Source organism: Nocardia sp. NPDC004568 (genome assembly GCF_040609955.1).
In the GTDB taxonomy this organism is placed as follows: Bacteria; Actinomycetota; Actinomycetes; order Mycobacteriales; family Mycobacteriaceae; genus Nocardia.
The window spans coordinates 25,697-40,983 of record NZ_JBEXLL010000026.1 but is presented as its reverse complement, the minus strand read 5'-3'; the positions used below and the strand labels follow the sequence as shown (position 1 = coordinate 40,983).

The window sequence follows — 15,287 nt, the reverse complement described above, 5'->3', positions numbered from 1 at the left end:
GGTGACCGATCACAGTGACCTCCCGCTTGCGGCTGTTCCGTCACGCCAATACTGTTCTGACACAGAAGATGTCCCAAATAGGACGACTTCTCGGTTCTGTCGCTGTTGTATTCATTGGAGTTCCCGGCATTGACCAAGTCCATCCCGTCGACCGAGGCCGGCACCGCCGGATGCCCCTACTCCCAGCCCGTCCGGCCGTCCGGCCCGCCTCGGGAGGCCCTGTACACCGAGGAGTATGCCGCCGATCCGCATCGTGTCTTCGACCGGATGCGGCGTCGGCACAAGACTCTCGCGCCGGTGGAACTGGCTCCTGGCATTCCGGCCACCCTGGTGATCGGATACCACACCGCCATCCGGATTTTCAACGATCCCGACCATTTCCCGGCCGATGCGCGCTCGTGGGAGAAGACCGTTCCGGCGGACCATCCACTCATGCCCATGATGGCGTGGCGGCCCAATGTGATGCGCAGCACCGGGTCCGAACACGCCCGGTACCGTCAGGCGATCGCGGCCGCCCTCGACGGGGTCGACCTGTTCTCCATGCATCAGGATGTCGAAGCGGTCGCCTCCCCGCTGATCGACGCCTTCTGCCTGGACGGCGAAGCCGAGATCATCGGCCAGTACGCTTTCCCGTTGACGTTCCAGGTGCTCAATTCCATGCTGGGCTGCCCGCCGGATATCGGGCAGGAGATCGCCGGCGGTATGGCCGCCATGTTCGAAGGTGGCGCCGCCGCCACCGACGCGGACGCCAGAATCAACGAAGCACTCCTGGAGCTGGTCACCCTCAAGCGTGCCGAACCGGGCCGCGACATCACCTCTCGCCTGCTGGCCCATTCGGCGCGGCTCGAGGACGCGGAGATGGTGCACCAGTTGGCTGTGCTCTACGGGGCGGGAATCGAGCCGCTGACCAATCTGACGGTCAACACTCTGCTCCTCATGATCACCGACCCCCGGTTCACCGGCACCGCGTCACCCGGCGCGGCCCCGACGACCCGGGACGCGCTCAACGAGCTGCTGTACACCGATCCGCCGATGGCGAACTACTGCCTCAGCTATCCGCGGCAGCCGATCATGCTCGACGGCGTCTGGTTGCCGGCTCATCAGCCGGTGATCGTCGGGATGTCGGCATGTAACAACGATCCCGCCATCCACTCGGGGCAGTACACCGACAACAACGCGCACCTCGCATGGGGGTCCGGCCCCCATACCTGCCCGGCCAGGTCGATCGGCTACATGGTTGCCCAGAACGCAATCGATCAGTTGCTCGACGCGCTCCCCGAAATGCGGCTCGCCTGCCCGGTCGAGCAACTGCACTGGCGGCCGGGGCCTTTCCATCGGGCACTCACGGCGATGCCGGTGATATTTCCGCCCTCTCCGCCGCTCGGTCGGTGATGTCGCTGCCCGTCGGAACCCACGGTGTGACCCATGGGTCACACCGTGTGCCGAGGCTGTGTGGTGCGGGTTCACAAGATCGTGGGCACACTCCGGACGCCGCTGTGGGAGTAAGTTCGCCTTCCTGAAAAACGCTGTGCCGCAAGATATTCTGAGATCACCGGGCTGAGCCAGAAAAATGCCAGGGATGGGGCGTATGGGTCGCGCCATGGCCGAGTTCTATCCTAGAATTATTTCTGGCGCTAACGAGTTCAGTACCACTTAAGACCGCTCAGTATCCGCGTTCTCACTACACCCCATGCCGACCCGCTGGTTCGGCAGCGCATCGGCAACACTGCCAGTTCTCGGGCGTGTTCGATCAGCCGATGGCATCTAGCAGCGCGTGCAGACCCTGCCGCATCGCACCGAGGAGGATGTCGTGGCTCAACCCGTTTTTCTGGATGTCAGGCCAAGCAAGGAACGCATTTTAACCCGAGCATTCGAACTCGCGCAAGAGGATCCGGCATTGGCCGCACGTTTGATGCGCGTGAACGACGTGGCCCGGGGCACCCGGACAGTGGAGGTCTGGGTGACCGACGCGTGCAACCTGCGCTGCAAGGGGTGCTGGTTCTTCGAGCACGATATGGACAAGCAGAGTATCGAGATTCGTGATCTGGATACGATCCGAGCGTTCGCCGAAGACCTGCGCGACAGCAAGAAGATCACCAGCACGCTGTTGATCGGCGGTGAGCCGGCACTGGTGCTGGATCGAGTCCGTGTATTCGCCGAGACGATTCGCCATGTCACGGTGGTGACGAACGGGACGCGACCGATTCCCTACGAGGGACTGGAAGATCTCGCCATCGCGGTATCGCTGTGGGGCGGGGGACCGGTGGACGACGAGCTGCGTGGCCACGGGCCCAACGGCCGGCGGATCAGCGGCTTGTTCGGCACGGCGCTGCGCACCTATTCCGGCGACCCGCGGGCCACCTGGGTCTACACGCTCAGCGAAGCCGGGATGCCCTACCTCGAGCGCACCGTCGAAGCCATCGCCCGGAACGGCAACCAGATCAACTTCGGTTACTACAGCGACAACGGCACCGATCCCACCGCGCGACTACGCAACGAAGAACGGGCGATCGAGGAAATGACCCGCATGCGCGAGACCTACCCCGACACTGTCATCGGTGACCCCTACTACTTCCGCACCTTGGTGACCGGCCGCACGCACTGGGGCACCTTCGGCGCGGAGACCTGCCCCAGCATCAGCAACGATCACCCGGCCCACGCCCAGCGCCTGACCGAGGGACATCCGATCGTGGGCCGCTTCAACGCGTACCGCACCGATCACAGCGTGCAGTACTGCGCCACCACCGGAGATTGCGACAACTGCCGGGACAGTCAGGCCGTATGGAGCTGGTTGCTGGTCAACATGCATCGCTTCCTGGGCGATCTCGACCAGCTGGACACCTGGGTCACGTTGGCCGAGAACTTCTACCGTCAGTACTACTGGTCCAGCTATCATCCCGCGCGACAAGCGCCCGCCGAGTCGGCCGTCGGCGCATAGGACGGGGCGGTACCCGGCCATGGCAACCATATCCCTGGAGAAGGCGCGCCTCTTCTCGGATGTCCTGTGTGGTGACCCCGGCGCCCGGATCCTCTGGGCCCGGCCCGGGGCCGACCGGCATCGCGAGTACGAGAAGGTCCGCGCCCGAGGCGCGCTCACCGCGAGCCGCCGCGGCCTGCTGTTCACCGCCTCCCACCCGCTGTGCCACCGAATCCTCACCAGTGGCGACTTCGGGCCGGCGCCCATCGGCGCGTCGGCCCGCCGTCGCAACGCGACCGGTGACACCACGCTCGTCCACCCGGTCGACGACTCCTTCCTGAAGTCTGAACCACCCCGCCACACGGAGCTGCGATCCCTGGTCGCCGCCACATTCCATCGACGCGAACTCGCCGACCTCGCGCCCCGCATCGAGAAGATAGTCGAGCACCGCCTGAACGAACTTCCGCGCGGCCGGGCCACAGACCTGATCACCAACTACGCCGAGGCCGTGCCCATGGCGATGATCTCTCATCTCCTCGGACTGCCCGATACGGAGGCTCCACGTTTCGCCGCCTGGGGACACGTGCTCGCCTCACTGCTGGACGGCGCCAGAACAGCGCAGGAACGCCAGCGTTCCCGGGCACTCGTCACGGAGATGACGGCCTACTTCAAGGAGCGCCTGGACCACGCCGACCCACAGGGCGCCGGGCTCATCGCCGCTCTGGCGCAGCAATGCCCGGACCGGCTGACCCTGCGCGAGGCCATCGCCACGTGCAGCATGCTGTTGGTCGGCGGTTTCGGCACCACCACACATCTGCTCGGGAACACCTTGCACACGCTGCTGCGGCAGCCCGAGCTCCGGCCGGCCGACGGCGACTACACGGCGGTGATCGAGGAATCCCTGCGCTACGACGCCCCCGTCCAGTACGTCGTCCGGGTCGCCAAGTCCGATACCCGGCTCGCGGGCCGGGCGGTCGCCGCGGGTACGCCGATCGTGCTGTTGCTCGCCGCCGCGAACCGGGATCCGGAAATCTTCACGGACCCACACGTATTCGATCCGCGACGCCGGGAACCGCATCGCCATCTCACCTTCGGCGCCGGCATCCATTTCTGTATCGGCGCCGCGCTGGCCCGCGCCGAAGCTGCCACCGCTGTCCAGCGGTTCTTCGAACGGTATCCGAACCCCCGCATCGCGGGAGAACCCTCCCTCTTGGATTCCCGCGCGCTCCACGGACTGCGTCGACTACCCGTCGTTCTCGACAGCTGACGGTGCGGCGGGAGGGTGGTTCCGGTGGTCGCGTATGACCTCCGCCCCGCCGACCCGGAACTTGCCGAGCCGCCACCGTCCTGGCCTCGACGTGTCGTACCACCGCCACGGCGGTTCCCGCCACGACGCCTGCGCCGAGTCCGCCGATAGCGCCGCACGCGTCGTCGGCGGCACCGCGTGGTCGCCGGGCCGTGGTGTGCCGTGTCCGGTCAGACGTCGTCGATCCGGAAGAGCACACACCGGCCGGCCAACGCGGCGAACTCATCCGGATCGTCGCTGGTCACCACGCCGGATTTGATCATGACCGGGACACCCGTGGGTACCAGCCGCGGGAACTCCCGCAGCACCGGTTCGCTCTCGCCCGCCGGGATCTCCACCAGGCGCACGACGCGTCGGCGCCGTCGGAGTGTCAACTCCGCTGTGTCCGCGGCCTGTACGTTCTTCACCCAGTCCGCGCCGGGAATCCCGCCGAGAACGTATTCGGCGCCCTGATATTCGAACGGAGTCACCGGTGTGGTCCGGGGTTTCCCCGACTTCCGCCCAGGCACGGTGAGCAGCGCCATCGGCAGCGACACACCCACCCGGCCGATGGCGATCATCGCCCGGTTCATCGGTTTGAGCCAACGGGGAATTCGGACGCCGCCCTGGTCTGCCACGGTGTTCTCCTCGGGAAATCCGGTGTCGACGGCACGCGCCGAGATGAGCGGCCGGGGCCGAGATCATACCGCGGTGCGGTCACCACACCGCTCGGTGGACCGCCCGGCTCAGGAGCGTGGGGTCCGGGTGACGGCGCCGAACGCTCTCGTTCCGAGCACGGCTGTCGGGCCGGCGCGAGATCCGGGGGCGCAGCTCGCGGTTCCCGCCGAGTGGCCGGTGTCTATGCCCGGTGACCGGTGGAATTCGGTCTTCCGCTGCCCGGCAACCGTGTCGCTGTCTCGCCGCGGACATGTCCGACGAGCCGGCGGAACACGCACACGAGATCCGCGGAAATGCCTGTGGGCGAACACAAGACTGCGCGTTGCAGATCGAAAACGAAGTGATCAATTCCGAGCGGTCGGTTCGGACCGGGCCTCTTCCTCGAGTAGTCTCGCCTCGGGCGTCCGGGGATGCGGCAGAGCCGCCTCGGAGCGCCACATCCGCCTGCGCATATGGAGTGACACAGTTGTTTTCGCCCCCGCACGACGCTCAGTCCACCGTACTTCCGCTCGTCCACGGATCACCACAGAGCACCGATGGGCCCCGTATCCCGTTCTACGCCGACGAGATCGCCCAGGAACCGCACCGCGCCTATCGCGAAATGCGCCGCCGATACGGCGCGTTGGTGCCGGTCGAATTGGCTCCCGGCGTCCCGGCGACACTCGTCGTCGGCTATCACACCGCGGTGCGCATCCTCAACGACCCGGAGCACTTCCCGGCGGATTCCCGTATCTGGCAGCGCGATATCCCGCGTGATTGCCCCGTCCTCCCGCTACTGGAATGGCGCCCCTCGGCCGTCCGGAACTCCGGTTCCGTGCACGCGCGTTACCGGCAGGCAACCGTCGCGGGGGTGGGCGGGGTCGATCTGTTCTCGATACACAGCCGAGTGGAACGGATCGCCGTGCCGCTCATCAATGCCTTCTGCGCCACCGGTTCGGCGGAACTCATCGGGCAGTACGCGTTCCCGCTGACCTTCGCGCTCCTCAACGACATACTGGGCTGTCCGGCCGAGATCGGTCAACGCGCGGCGGCGGGCATGGCCGCGATGGTCGAGGGAACGGGCGCGGACGCCGGCGAAGGCGGTGCCACCCTGGAACAGGCCATGGCCGATCTGGTGAACCTGAAAAGGAGCAACCCCGGTCAGGACATCGTGACCCGGATGGTGCAGGACCCGGCGAACCTCGACGACGAGGAGATGATGCACAACGTACTCAGCTTCTACGGCGCCGGGATCGAACCGCTGCAGAACCTGATCGTCAATGCGCTCCGGCTGATACTCACCGACGAGCGTTTCGCGGGCGGCATACTCGGCGGCAGCCTGTCGACCCGGGACGCCGTGGACGAGGTGCTGTTCACCGACCCGCCGGTGGCCAACTACGCGGTCTCCTTCCCTCGCCAGCCGGTGCTGATCGACGGCGTCTGGCTACCCGCCCACCAGCCGGTGATGATCAGCCTCGCCGCGTGCAACAACGATCCGGCCATCGATACCGGGGCGTACACCGACAATCGTGCCCATCTCGCCTGGAGCATCGGAGCGCATACGTGCCCGGCGAAAGAGGTGGCCTACCTGGTGGCGCAGGAGTCGATCGACCAGTTGCTCGACGCCCTGCCCGAACTGCGCCTCGCCGTACCGGCCGAGGAGCTCACCTGGCGCTCCGGGCCCTTCCAGCGCGCGCTCACCGCACTGCCGGTGAAGTTTCCCGAATCCGCGCCGCTCACGATCTAGCTTCCGGAGTTCCGCCCGGTCGGTCCCGATCGGCTCGGCCCGGGTCTGCGATCCGAGCGCGGAACGTGGAGACGATCTCGGCCGCACCGATGAATTCCGGGTGGATCCGTGGTCGGTACCTCTGGATACACCGGCAGCGGTGGGTCAGGGCAGAGGCCATCCGGGCAGCGGTCCGGCGGATGAGTGGGAGGCGCAGTGAGCAATACCAGGGTGTTGGTGGCGGGGGCGAGTATCGCGGGGCCCGCGCTGGCCCACTGGCTGCACCGGTGGGGAGCCGAGGTGACCGTGGTGGAGCGGGCCCGCGCGCTGCGTCCCGGCGGCCAGGCGGTGGACGCGCGCGGAGTGACCAAAGAGGTCATCCGGCGGATGGGACTGGACCCGGCGGTGCGTGCGGCCTGTACCCGGACCCTCGGCGCGCGCACCGTGGACGCGGACGGCACCGTGCTGGAGACCTTTCGCGTGGACGACGACGGTGGCGACGGATTCATCGCGGAGATCGAAATCCTGCGCGGTGACCTCTCGCAGGTGCTCTACGACGACACCCGCGACGACGCCGAATACATCTTCGGCGATCGGATCGCCGGGCTCACCCAGGACGCCGACGGAGTCGACGTGGTCTTCGCGGGCGGTGGCCGGCGGCGTTTCGACCTGGTGATCGGCGCGGACGGGCCGCATTCGGAGCTGCGCGCCATGGTTTTCGGGCCGCATGAGCAGTTCGTCCGCCGCCTCGGGCACATGCTGGCCTTCTACAGTGTGCCCAACGAGTTCGGGCTGGACAAGTGGCTGATCGAGTACCAGGCGTCCGGCCGCTCGGCCGGCCTGCGCCCCCTCCGGGACGCCACCCGGGCGATGGCCATGTTCTCCTTCCCCGCGGCCGATGTCGACATCGATCACCGTGACATCCCGGCCCAGAAGCGCCTGCTGCGTGAGCGGATGGCCGGTCTGGGCTGGTCGACCCCGGGCATCCTCGCGCATCTGGACGACACCCCGGACTTCTATCTCGACCAGGTCGCCCAGGTCGTGATGGACCGCTGGTCGAGTGGACGGGTCGGGTTGCTCGGCGACGCGGCGTTCAGCTCGTCCCCGATGTCGGGCCAGGGTACCGGGCTGGCCCTGGTGGGCGCGTACGTGCTGGCCGGTGAGCTGGCCGCCGGCGGATGGGATCCGGGGATCGGGTTCGCCGCCTATGAGCGGCGGATGCGCTCGTTCGTCGAGGCGAACCAGGAGATCGCCCGATTGAATGCCCGCAGCCGCGACGTCCGCGGGCCGGAAGCCGAGCCGGGCCCCGATTTCACCGGAGAGTGGTTCGCCGAACTGGTCCAGCGCGCCATCAACGGCGTCGAACTGCCGGACTACGCGGGGGTGCCGCACTCCGGAGCCGGCCGGACCGTCGATCATCTCGCCGGCCGAACCGGCGACCTCGGCCGGTCCGGAGTCGACGCGTAGCTCCACCGGACACCGCGTGGGTGTCGCCGCCGAATGCCGGCGGTGCGGATTCGAGGGCCGGTCCGGTGGTGAGCGCGCGAAGACCGCCCGAGTCCGTCGTTACAGTGAGGGTCGTGGGTGCATGGGGTGTCAAGGCGCTGGAGAGCGACGAGGGCCTGGAAGTGCTGGCGCTGGTCGAGGAGATCGCCGAAGGCCGCGATCGGGTCACGGCCGATGATCTGGTGAACGCCGCCCGCACACAGGGGTTGCTCGGTGACGATCCCGCCGAAGACGAGTACTTGTACGACATCACCGCCCTGGCGCTCGCCGAGGTCCTCACCGGAGATACCGCACAGCTCGCGGATCCGGCGTTCGCCGGGACCGCCTTCGTCCCTACCCCCGAGGGAACGGATGTGCTGATCACATGGCTGACTCGGTTGCGCGACGCGGGGGCGGAGCGCGAGTTCGTGGAATTGCGGTCGAGCGACCCCCGGCACATCACGCACATCAGCGCGGCCCTCGGGGCATTGCGCCGCACGCAGGGTGCCTGAGAGCCGTTCTTGTCGATTTCCGCGCCCGATATCTCCGACTGATCATCGGCGTCCGGTTTCGCGGATGCCGATCCCTCGGAGTACGGTCTCGAGCAGCCGTTCGGCCCGGGTGGGAGCCGCATCGTGCTCTGTGGTCATGCCGATGCCGGCCACCAGCAGAACGAGATCGTCGACGGAGGTGTCGTTCCGGACGGTGCCGTGCCGCTTCGCGCGCGTGACCAGACGGGCAGCTGTACCTTCGATGGCCTTCCGGCACTGCGCGCTCTGCTCGGCGTCGCCGGTGAGTGCTGCCGCTCCGAGCCCTTTATCCGTGCGGGTGTGCTGGAGAAGCGAGTGCAACCACCGAGTCAAGGCGGTGTCGGCGTCGGGCAGGGACACGAGCTCGGCGCCCGCTCCGCAGAGTTTCTCGACGCGTTCTTCCAGCACGGCCGTCTGCAGGGTCTGCCGGTTCGGGAAGTGCCGGTACAGAGTTCCCGGCCCGACACCGGCCCGCCGGGCGATCTCGTTGAGGGAGGCGTCGGGGCCGGACTCGGCGAACACCGTGGTCGCGGCCCGCAGGATCTGGTCGCGGTTGCGCTGCGCGTGGGATCTCATCGATACCTCTTGTGAACCGGAGAAGTTCTCCATATTGTATGCGGGGCAGTACCGGAGAGGTTCTCCGGTACGCGTCCTGGAGGGATCGGATGAAACAGCAGGACCCCGGCGTCGTCGGAATCTGGACGTGGTCCTTCGACCGGCAGCCGGTGACGGCGGTACGTGATGCCGCCGCGGAGATCGAGGAACTGGGTTTCGGAGCGCTCTGGTTCGGGGAAGGGCTCGGCCGCGACACCATCGGGCAGGCATGGCTGTTGCTGTCGGCCACCCGTCGGATCGTGGTGGCTTCGGGAATCGCCAATGTCGCGCTGCGGGATCCGATCTCGATGGCGACGGCGGAGCGGGCGCTCGGCGAAGCGTTCCCGGGTCGTTATCTCCTGGGGCTCGGTGGGCACCGGGTCGGTGGCCGTCCGATCGCGGCGGGCGGATTCACGATCCCCTCCGGCGGCCGGCCTCTGGCTCTGATGGCCGGGTATCTGGACGCGATGGATGCGGTGCCCGCCCACGGACCGGTCCCGAACCCTCCGGTGCGGCGGGTGATCGGCGCACTGGGACCGACGATGCTGGCCTTGGCGGCCGAGCGTACCTGGGGCGCGCACCCCTACTTCGTTCCGGTCGAACATACGGCTCGGGCCAGAGAAGTGCTGGGTCCCACGTCGTTCCTGGGCGTGGAGCAACCGATTGTGTTCGATCCCGATATCGGCCGGGCTCGCGAGATCGCCCGATCCCATGTCGCCGCATACGCCTCCGGTGCTCCGCATCAAGCGGCGAATCTGCGCAGGTCGGGCTTCGGTGACGACGATATCGCCGGACCCAGTGACCGGCTCGTCGACGCGATCGTGGCCTACGGCGATCTGAACGCGATCGAGGAACGGGTGCGCCGGCATCTGTCGGCGGGCGCGGACCATGTGTGCCTGCAGGTCGTGGGCACCGATCCGGGCGCTCTGCCGCTGCGGGAATGGCGGGAACTCTCGACGATCGTGCCGATCGTTTCCGACCGCCGGACAGTGTCCTGATCCTCGGCGGCAGCCGGCGCGGGACTACCGGTCGTGCGGAAAGTGCAGGGCGCGAGAGTGTTTCGGCATTTCGCCCCTGCCGCCGCATCCTGGTTCCCATCCCGCGGCTCCGGCACCTGAACTCCTGTCCCGCAGGGGTTTCGGCGGAGTGACCGGATCCCCCCGACATCCGCCGGCGAGTGCCACCGCCCGGGAGCTTGCCACCAGGCCGTCGCCGGCGTCGTGCGGTGGCGCCTCGGCATGGCTAGCGTTTGCGCCCTCGGGCCGGTTTCTTCCCGGAGGGGGCCGGTTTCTTCGCGGGTCGCGGTCGCCTCGCCGGTGGATGTGGCTTGCGCGGGTCCGGTTCGGTGCGCTTTCCGGCGGGGGACCGGGAGCTGTTCTCCGAGCGGCCGCGCACTATGCCGATGAACTCCTCGACCAGGTCGGTGTTCCGGGCCGGCGGCCAGGCCAGGGCTATTTCGGTGTCGTCGGTGTCGGTCACCGTGCGGTAGACGAGGTCGCGCCGGTGGTGTAGGCGGGCGATCGAATGGGGCACCACGGCGACCCCGACGCCGGCGGCGACCAGTTCGATGGTGGCTCCGGCGGCGTCGATATCGGTGGTGTCCTGGAGGCGCTCATTCGCGAGATCGGCCATGGTGACCTCGTCGAACAGTGAGATCTCGTGGTCCTTGGGCACCACCACGACGGGCAGCTCACGGTAGAGCGGGATCGCGTTCATGCCGCCACGGTCGATCGGCAAGCGAACGAAGCACATGTCGACGCGGCCCTCGCGCAGCGCCGTTTCCTGGTCCGACTGGGCGACGGCGACCAGCTCGAGCGGGGTATCCGGGAAGCGCCGGCCCCAGATCCGCTCCCACTTGGTGACCGTGACGCCGGGCACGAACCCGACCCGCAGCGTGGCCGGGGCGGCGGGCGTCGCGGCGTGCGCCTCGTGCTCGGACCGGGCGATGATGTCGCGCGCCTCCCGCAGCAACTCCTGTCCGGCATCGGTCAACCGGGTCGGCTGCGCCCCCGGCACGAACAGCTTGGTGCCGAGCTCGGTCTCCAGGTCGATGACCGTATGGCTGAGCTTCTGGCGGGAGATGTGCAATCCCTTCGCGGCGCGTGCGAAGTGCAACTCCTCCGCGACTGCGGCGAACCAGCGCAGGCGCTGCACATCGATCGGGGGGAACCGGCTCATACCCGCCAGCCTATGGCACCGCGGAGTCCGGACCGGCCCGGCGGCCCGATACGCTGTTCCGGTGAGCCAGGACAAGAAACCGCAGATGATGAAGCCGCTGACCGCGGCGAACAAGCTCGGCATCTATCTCCCGGCGGCTCCCGAGGAGTTCCGGAACAACCCGATCTCCCGAACCGAGCTGGACGAACTCCGGACGAACCCGCCGCAGTGGCTCACCGAGTTGCGCCGCACCGGACCGTTCCCGCGCGATATCGTGGCCCGCAAGCTCGGTGTCTCCAACAGCGGCTTGACCCGGGCCGGAGTGTCCGACGCGCTCACCGCCGAGGAGATCGCCGCCTTCCTCGCGGATCCGCCGGAGTGGCTGGTCCGCGAACGCGAAAGCTATGCCGCCGTGCGCGCCGAGGACGAACGGGCCCAGGCCAAGGAGGCGGAACGCCGGGCAGCGACGAACCGCCCGGCGAAGGGCAGCCGGTGATCACGGCTGTCCGGTAGCGAACGCTTGTACGGCATCGAGGAACTCCGGGCCGCCCTGGACGTATCCGCCGACGGTGCCACCGATCAGCACACCGACGGGGATGCTGATCCCCCAGATCAGGAAGAGACATGCCCCGAGGAGGCCGCCCACGACGGCACCGCCGACGACGCCGGGCAGGTTCTTGTCGATCTGCTCCGCGAGCCGGCTGTAGGAGCTGATGTCGCGTACCTGCGCGCTGTCGGCTGCCGTCCCGGCCGGCGTCAGCGTCAGCGTGTGGCCGTCCGCACCGATGTGCTGCGCGATGGGGACCGCACGGCCGCCGGCGGCGAACCACTGCGGCACTGCGGCCGCCGCCGCGCCGTCACCGGTCTCGAGCACCACCGCACCGTTGTCCGCGAGCTCGAACCTGCCGTTCCCGACGGTGGCCACGACGACCCCGTCGACCGGTGAAACGGTGATCCGGTAGTCGATCCCATGATCGATACCGGAAGTCGTGTCTCCCACGGTCACCGCGGTCGACTGCTTCGTCGCGACCGGCTCCGCATGGGCGGTGGCCGCGGTGACACCCATGGCCGAGATGGTCATGAAAACGGCAGCAGTCGCTCTCTCGAACTTCATTCGTCGAACCCTCCACTCGGATTTCCCTGATGGGCGGACCGAGTCAGACCTTAAGCGGTGTCGAAGTCGATGGCGGGTACGCCACACAGTTCGGACACCACACTCCAGAAACTCGACCGCACCGCCGGAATCTCCGTCCACGTCGAACGATTCGCGCACCTCGGCCGCGCCGGCGAAGCCGACCGACCGGGCTCCTGGACCTCGGGGCCGGTGACGGCCACGGGCTCTCCGCCGGTGCGGTGACGGCCGTGCGCCGGTGACCACGCGTGCGGAGCTCGGGGCCCTCTTCGTCCCGGTCGCTGCGGATCGCGGTGTGAACGGCCGGCGAGACCGAAGACCGGGCGAGGGCCCGCGCGTGCGATCCGCGCTACTCGGCCACGGCGCGTGACAGGTCATCGGCCGGCTGCCGATCGCCGCCGTGGCCCTCGCTCGGTGACCCCAGGACATGGTCGTCGACGATGTGCAGGAGCTGCTCGTCGGTGCGCGTCCGGATCCACGTGGTGGCGATGTCGTAGCCGGTGTCGAACAGTTCCGCGGAGGTACATGCCGGTGCGCTGAGCGCCGCACCGTAACGCTGATGGGCGAAGATGGTCGACTCGCACAGCGACAGATCCCGGAAAGGGCGCGGCCGGTGGGCGATCGCGGGCAGGGCCGGATGGAGCAGGGGAAAGATCAACCCGCCGCGGCTGTCGTGCGGTTCCGGTCCGTAGAGATCCAGGATCAGGGCGCGATCCTGTGCGAAGATCTCGCGCGGGACCCGATACTGGCAGCCGCCGTCGAAGACGTTGTCGAGACCGACGGCCGCGGGCAGAGCACCCGGTATCCGGGTGGCGGCGACGATCGCGTCCGCGACGGGCAGATCGGCCAGGCCCAGCTTCGGCAGGTCACGTGGTAGCAGCAGGGTGCCCTGCCCGGCCGCGTAGACCGGGATCAGCAGTGACGAGGCCGTACGGTGCGGTTCGGAACCCGGGGGGCCGAGGGCGAAGTCGGCGAAGGTGCGATCGCCGGCGAAGGCATGGGCGAGCTCGCGAATTCGTGCCTGCGGATAGAGGACACGTCGTGTCAGCAGGCCGTGGAAGCTCCTGGCACCGAGGATCTCGTGCTCCGGGTGGTCGATCGCGAGCTGCCGGGCACGGTCACGTGACATGCCCAGTGCCACCGCGGTCGCCGCGAGCGCACCACCGCTGACACCCACGACCATCGGCTGCAGGGCTGGAGCGGGATGCGGGATGTACTGGGCTCGACGGGTGGTGAGCGCATCCACCGACCCGATGGCCATTCCCACCATCAACGCGAGGCTGCGGCCGGCCACCCCGGCGAGGATCCGGACGATCGGTCGTTCCACCGGCGGCGAGTGCGCTGTCACCCTCGACCCCCCGCACCGGTGAATCCGGCAATCCAGCGCCGGAACGCGCGGCCGCGCCCGAAAGCGCTTCCCCGTCGCGGGGTGGCCGCGGCCAGCGCAGTGCGGAGGCCGCGCCGGGCCCCGGTGACGGGGTCGGTCCGCGACCGATCGGGACGGTTGCCGGCGGGGGGCGCGCTGCCGAGGAACAGACGCTCGGACCGTGTTTCGGTGGCATCCTCGGAGGTACCGCGCAGGAAGCGGTCCGGTAGCGCGAGCTTCCAGATGGTGCGGTAGGACAACCAGAACTGTCGGGGTAGTGAGCCGGTGGTGTAGGGAAGGTCGTACTGATCACACAGGGCACGGACACGCTGCGCGATCTCGGGGTAACGGTTGCTCGGTAGATCGGGAAAGAGATGGTGCTCGATCTGGTAGCAGAGGTTGCCGGTCATGAGCGCGAGGGCGGGCCCGGCATGAAAGTCGGCGCTACCCAGCAATTGCCGGAGATACCACTCGCCCCGGGTCTCCTCGTCCAGTCGGTCGGCGGTGAATTTCTCCGCTCCGTCGGGAAAGTGACCGCACATGATCACGACAAAGGACCAGACGTTGCGCAGCATCAGCGCCGAGACATCGGCCGTGAACACGCGTTTGAACTGCCGCCCGCTCACCGCGGGATAGAACAACAGGTCTTTGCTCGCCTGGCGGGCGAGCTTCCGCGCGAACTCGATGTTCGGCTCCGATCGCCACCGGGTGCGGGGTATACCCCGGTGTCGCCGCTCGAGCGCCAGGTCGTGCACGGCGATGGCCACTTCGAATCCCGCCGCGAGGACCAGGCTCGTGATGGGTTGGAACAGATGGATCGGGCGCCAGGGCTCGTCCCGGGTCATTCGCAGCACCGCGAAGCCGAGATCGGCGTCCATACCGTAGACATTGGTGTAGGTGTGGTGGATATGGTTGTGCGAGCGTTTCCAGTGGGCGGACGGCCCGGCGAAATCCCACTCCCAGGTGGCGGAATGAATCTCCGGATCGTTCATCCAGTCCCACTGCCCGTGGCTGATGTTGTGTCCGGCCTCCATCATCTCGATGATTTTCGAACACGCCAGCATCACAGTGCCGGCGATCCACGGGACCCGGTACCGTCCGCCGCACAACAGCGTCAGGCGCGCCGCCGCCTCGAGGCCGCGCTGGAACGTGACGACCCGGCGTATATAGGCCGCGTCTCGCTGTCCGCGTGAACTCTCGATATCGGAGCGGAGCTGATCCAATTCGCGACCGAGCGACTCGATGTCGTCGGCGGTGAGGTGGGAAAATGCCTGTATATCTCTGATGGCCATCGGTTCCGCTACCGAGCTCCTCGGATACGGCCGGGTGTTTCCGGCCGCTCGCCCGCCCCGAGCGGACCGGGGGACTCGGCCACCGGGGTAGCGTCTTGCGGCGTGCCGGGTGGTGCGGTCACCGGCCCGGATACCGCAGTGTGTTC

14 protein-coding genes are annotated in these 15,287 nt (G+C 68.0%); 8 read left to right on the top strand and 6 right to left on the bottom strand.

Annotated features, from left to right (window positions below; genetic code table 11):
• The first annotated feature begins 129 nt into the window (after positions 1-129).
• The 3 genes from ABZV91_RS14605 (at position 130) to ABZV91_RS14595 (ending at position 4,184) form a co-directional block, all read left to right on the top strand.
• The gene (locus ABZV91_RS14605; protein ID WP_355240727.1) at positions 130-1,392 is read left to right on the top strand and encodes a cytochrome P450; all 1,263 of its coding nucleotides are present in this window, start codon (positions 130-132) and stop codon (positions 1,390-1,392) included.
• Between the two features lie 505 nt (positions 1,393-1,897).
• Positions 1,898-2,938, top strand: coding sequence for a radical SAM protein (locus ABZV91_RS14600; RefSeq protein ID WP_355240724.1), 1,041 nt, complete (start codon positions 1,898-1,900; stop codon positions 2,936-2,938).
• Positions 2,939-2,957: 19 nt separating this feature from the next.
• A complete protein-coding gene (locus ABZV91_RS14595; RefSeq protein WP_355240721.1) occupies positions 2,958-4,184 on the top strand; it encodes a cytochrome P450 in 1,227 nt (408 codons plus the stop codon).
• Positions 4,185-4,393: 209 nt separating this feature from the next.
• Here the strand turns inward: ABZV91_RS14595 and ABZV91_RS14590 are convergent, their stop codons facing one another.
• Complete coding sequence (locus ABZV91_RS14590; RefSeq protein ID WP_355240800.1) at positions 4,394-4,795, bottom strand: nitroreductase family deazaflavin-dependent oxidoreductase; 402 nt, start codon at positions 4,793-4,795, stop codon at positions 4,394-4,396.
• Between the two features lie 551 nt (positions 4,796-5,346).
• Here ABZV91_RS14590 and ABZV91_RS14585 point away from each other — a divergent pair.
• The 3 genes from ABZV91_RS14585 to ABZV91_RS14575 all read left to right on the top strand — a co-directional run bounded on the left by ABZV91_RS14585 (position 5,347) and on the right by ABZV91_RS14575 (position 8,582).
• Positions 5,347-6,606, top strand: a complete 1,260-nt coding sequence (locus ABZV91_RS14585) for a cytochrome P450 (RefSeq protein ID WP_355240718.1) — start codon at positions 5,347-5,349, stop codon at positions 6,604-6,606.
• 195 nt (positions 6,607-6,801) lie between these two features.
• Entirely contained in the window at positions 6,802-8,052 is a 1,251-nt protein-coding gene (locus ABZV91_RS14580) for an FAD-dependent monooxygenase (protein ID WP_355240715.1), read from the top strand.
• 113 nt (positions 8,053-8,165) lie between these two features.
• Positions 8,166-8,582: a hypothetical protein gene (locus tag ABZV91_RS14575; protein ID WP_355240713.1), complete on the top strand. Its 417-nt coding sequence runs from the start codon at positions 8,166-8,168 to the stop codon at positions 8,580-8,582.
• 42 nt (positions 8,583-8,624) lie between these two features.
• On the opposite strand, the gene ABZV91_RS14570 is transcribed toward ABZV91_RS14575, so the two are convergent.
• The gene (locus tag ABZV91_RS14570; RefSeq protein ID WP_355240710.1) at positions 8,625-9,176 is read right to left on the bottom strand and encodes a helix-turn-helix domain-containing protein; all 552 of its coding nucleotides are present in this window, start codon (positions 9,174-9,176) and stop codon (positions 8,625-8,627) included.
• An 89-nt stretch (positions 9,177-9,265) separates the two neighbouring features.
• Between ABZV91_RS14570 and ABZV91_RS14565 the strand changes: the two genes are divergently transcribed.
• Positions 9,266-10,192 (top strand): TIGR03620 family F420-dependent LLM class oxidoreductase, encoded by a 927-nt coding sequence (locus ABZV91_RS14565; protein ID WP_355240707.1) that lies wholly within the window; start codon positions 9,266-9,268, stop codon positions 10,190-10,192.
• Between the two features lie 244 nt (positions 10,193-10,436).
• On the opposite strand, the gene ABZV91_RS14560 is transcribed toward ABZV91_RS14565, so the two are convergent.
• On the bottom strand, positions 10,437-11,372 hold the full coding sequence (locus ABZV91_RS14560; RefSeq protein WP_355240704.1) for a LysR substrate-binding domain-containing protein: 936 nt from the start codon (positions 11,370-11,372) through the stop codon (positions 10,437-10,439).
• A gap of 61 nt (positions 11,373-11,433) precedes the next feature.
• Between ABZV91_RS14560 and ABZV91_RS14555 the strand changes: the two genes are divergently transcribed.
• A complete protein-coding gene (locus ABZV91_RS14555) occupies positions 11,434-11,847 on the top strand; it encodes a DUF5997 family protein (RefSeq protein WP_355240701.1) in 414 nt (137 codons plus the stop codon).
• Here ABZV91_RS14555 and ABZV91_RS14550 read toward each other — a convergent pair whose 3' ends face one another.
• The 3 genes from ABZV91_RS14550 to ABZV91_RS14540 form a co-directional block, all read right to left on the bottom strand.
• Complete coding sequence (locus ABZV91_RS14550; protein WP_355240698.1) at positions 11,848-12,465, bottom strand: hypothetical protein; 618 nt, start codon at positions 12,463-12,465, stop codon at positions 11,848-11,850.
• A gap of 367 nt (positions 12,466-12,832) precedes the next feature.
• Positions 12,833-13,831 carry a patatin-like phospholipase family protein gene (locus ABZV91_RS14545; RefSeq protein WP_355240695.1) on the bottom strand — a complete coding sequence of 333 codons (999 nt, stop codon included), beginning with the start codon at positions 13,829-13,831 and terminating at the stop codon, positions 12,833-12,835.
• On the bottom strand, positions 13,828-15,141 hold the full coding sequence (locus tag ABZV91_RS14540; protein WP_355240692.1) for a fatty acid desaturase: 1,314 nt from the start codon (positions 15,139-15,141) through the stop codon (positions 13,828-13,830). Before ABZV91_RS14540 ends, ABZV91_RS14545 begins: the two co-directional genes overlap by 4 nt.
• Positions 15,142-15,287 lie beyond the last annotated feature (146 nt).

What these genes read in the sequence shown, in the direction of transcription:
- ABZV91_RS14595 (WP_355240721.1), top strand. Translation starts at nt 2,958, where the DNA reads ATGGCAACCATATCCCTGGAGAAGGCGCGCCTCTTCTCGGATGTCCTG.
- ABZV91_RS14560 (WP_355240704.1), bottom strand. Translation starts at nt 11,372, where the DNA reads ATGAGCCGGTTCCCCCCGATCGATGTGCAGCGCCTGCGCTGGTTCGCC.
- ABZV91_RS14540 (WP_355240692.1), bottom strand. Translation starts at nt 15,141, where the DNA reads ATGGCCATCAGAGATATACAGGCATTTTCCCACCTCACCGCCGACGAC.
- ABZV91_RS14565 (WP_355240707.1), top strand. Translation starts at nt 9,266, where the DNA reads ATGAAACAGCAGGACCCCGGCGTCGTCGGAATCTGGACGTGGTCCTTC.
- ABZV91_RS14570 (WP_355240710.1), bottom strand. Translation starts at nt 9,176, where the DNA reads ATGAGATCCCACGCGCAGCGCAACCGCGACCAGATCCTGCGGGCCGCG.
- ABZV91_RS14550 (WP_355240698.1), bottom strand. Translation starts at nt 12,465, where the DNA reads ATGAAGTTCGAGAGAGCGACTGCTGCCGTTTTCATGACCATCTCGGCC.
- ABZV91_RS14590 (WP_355240800.1), bottom strand. Translation starts at nt 4,795, where the DNA reads ATGAACCGGGCGATGATCGCCATCGGCCGGGTGGGTGTGTCGCTGCCG.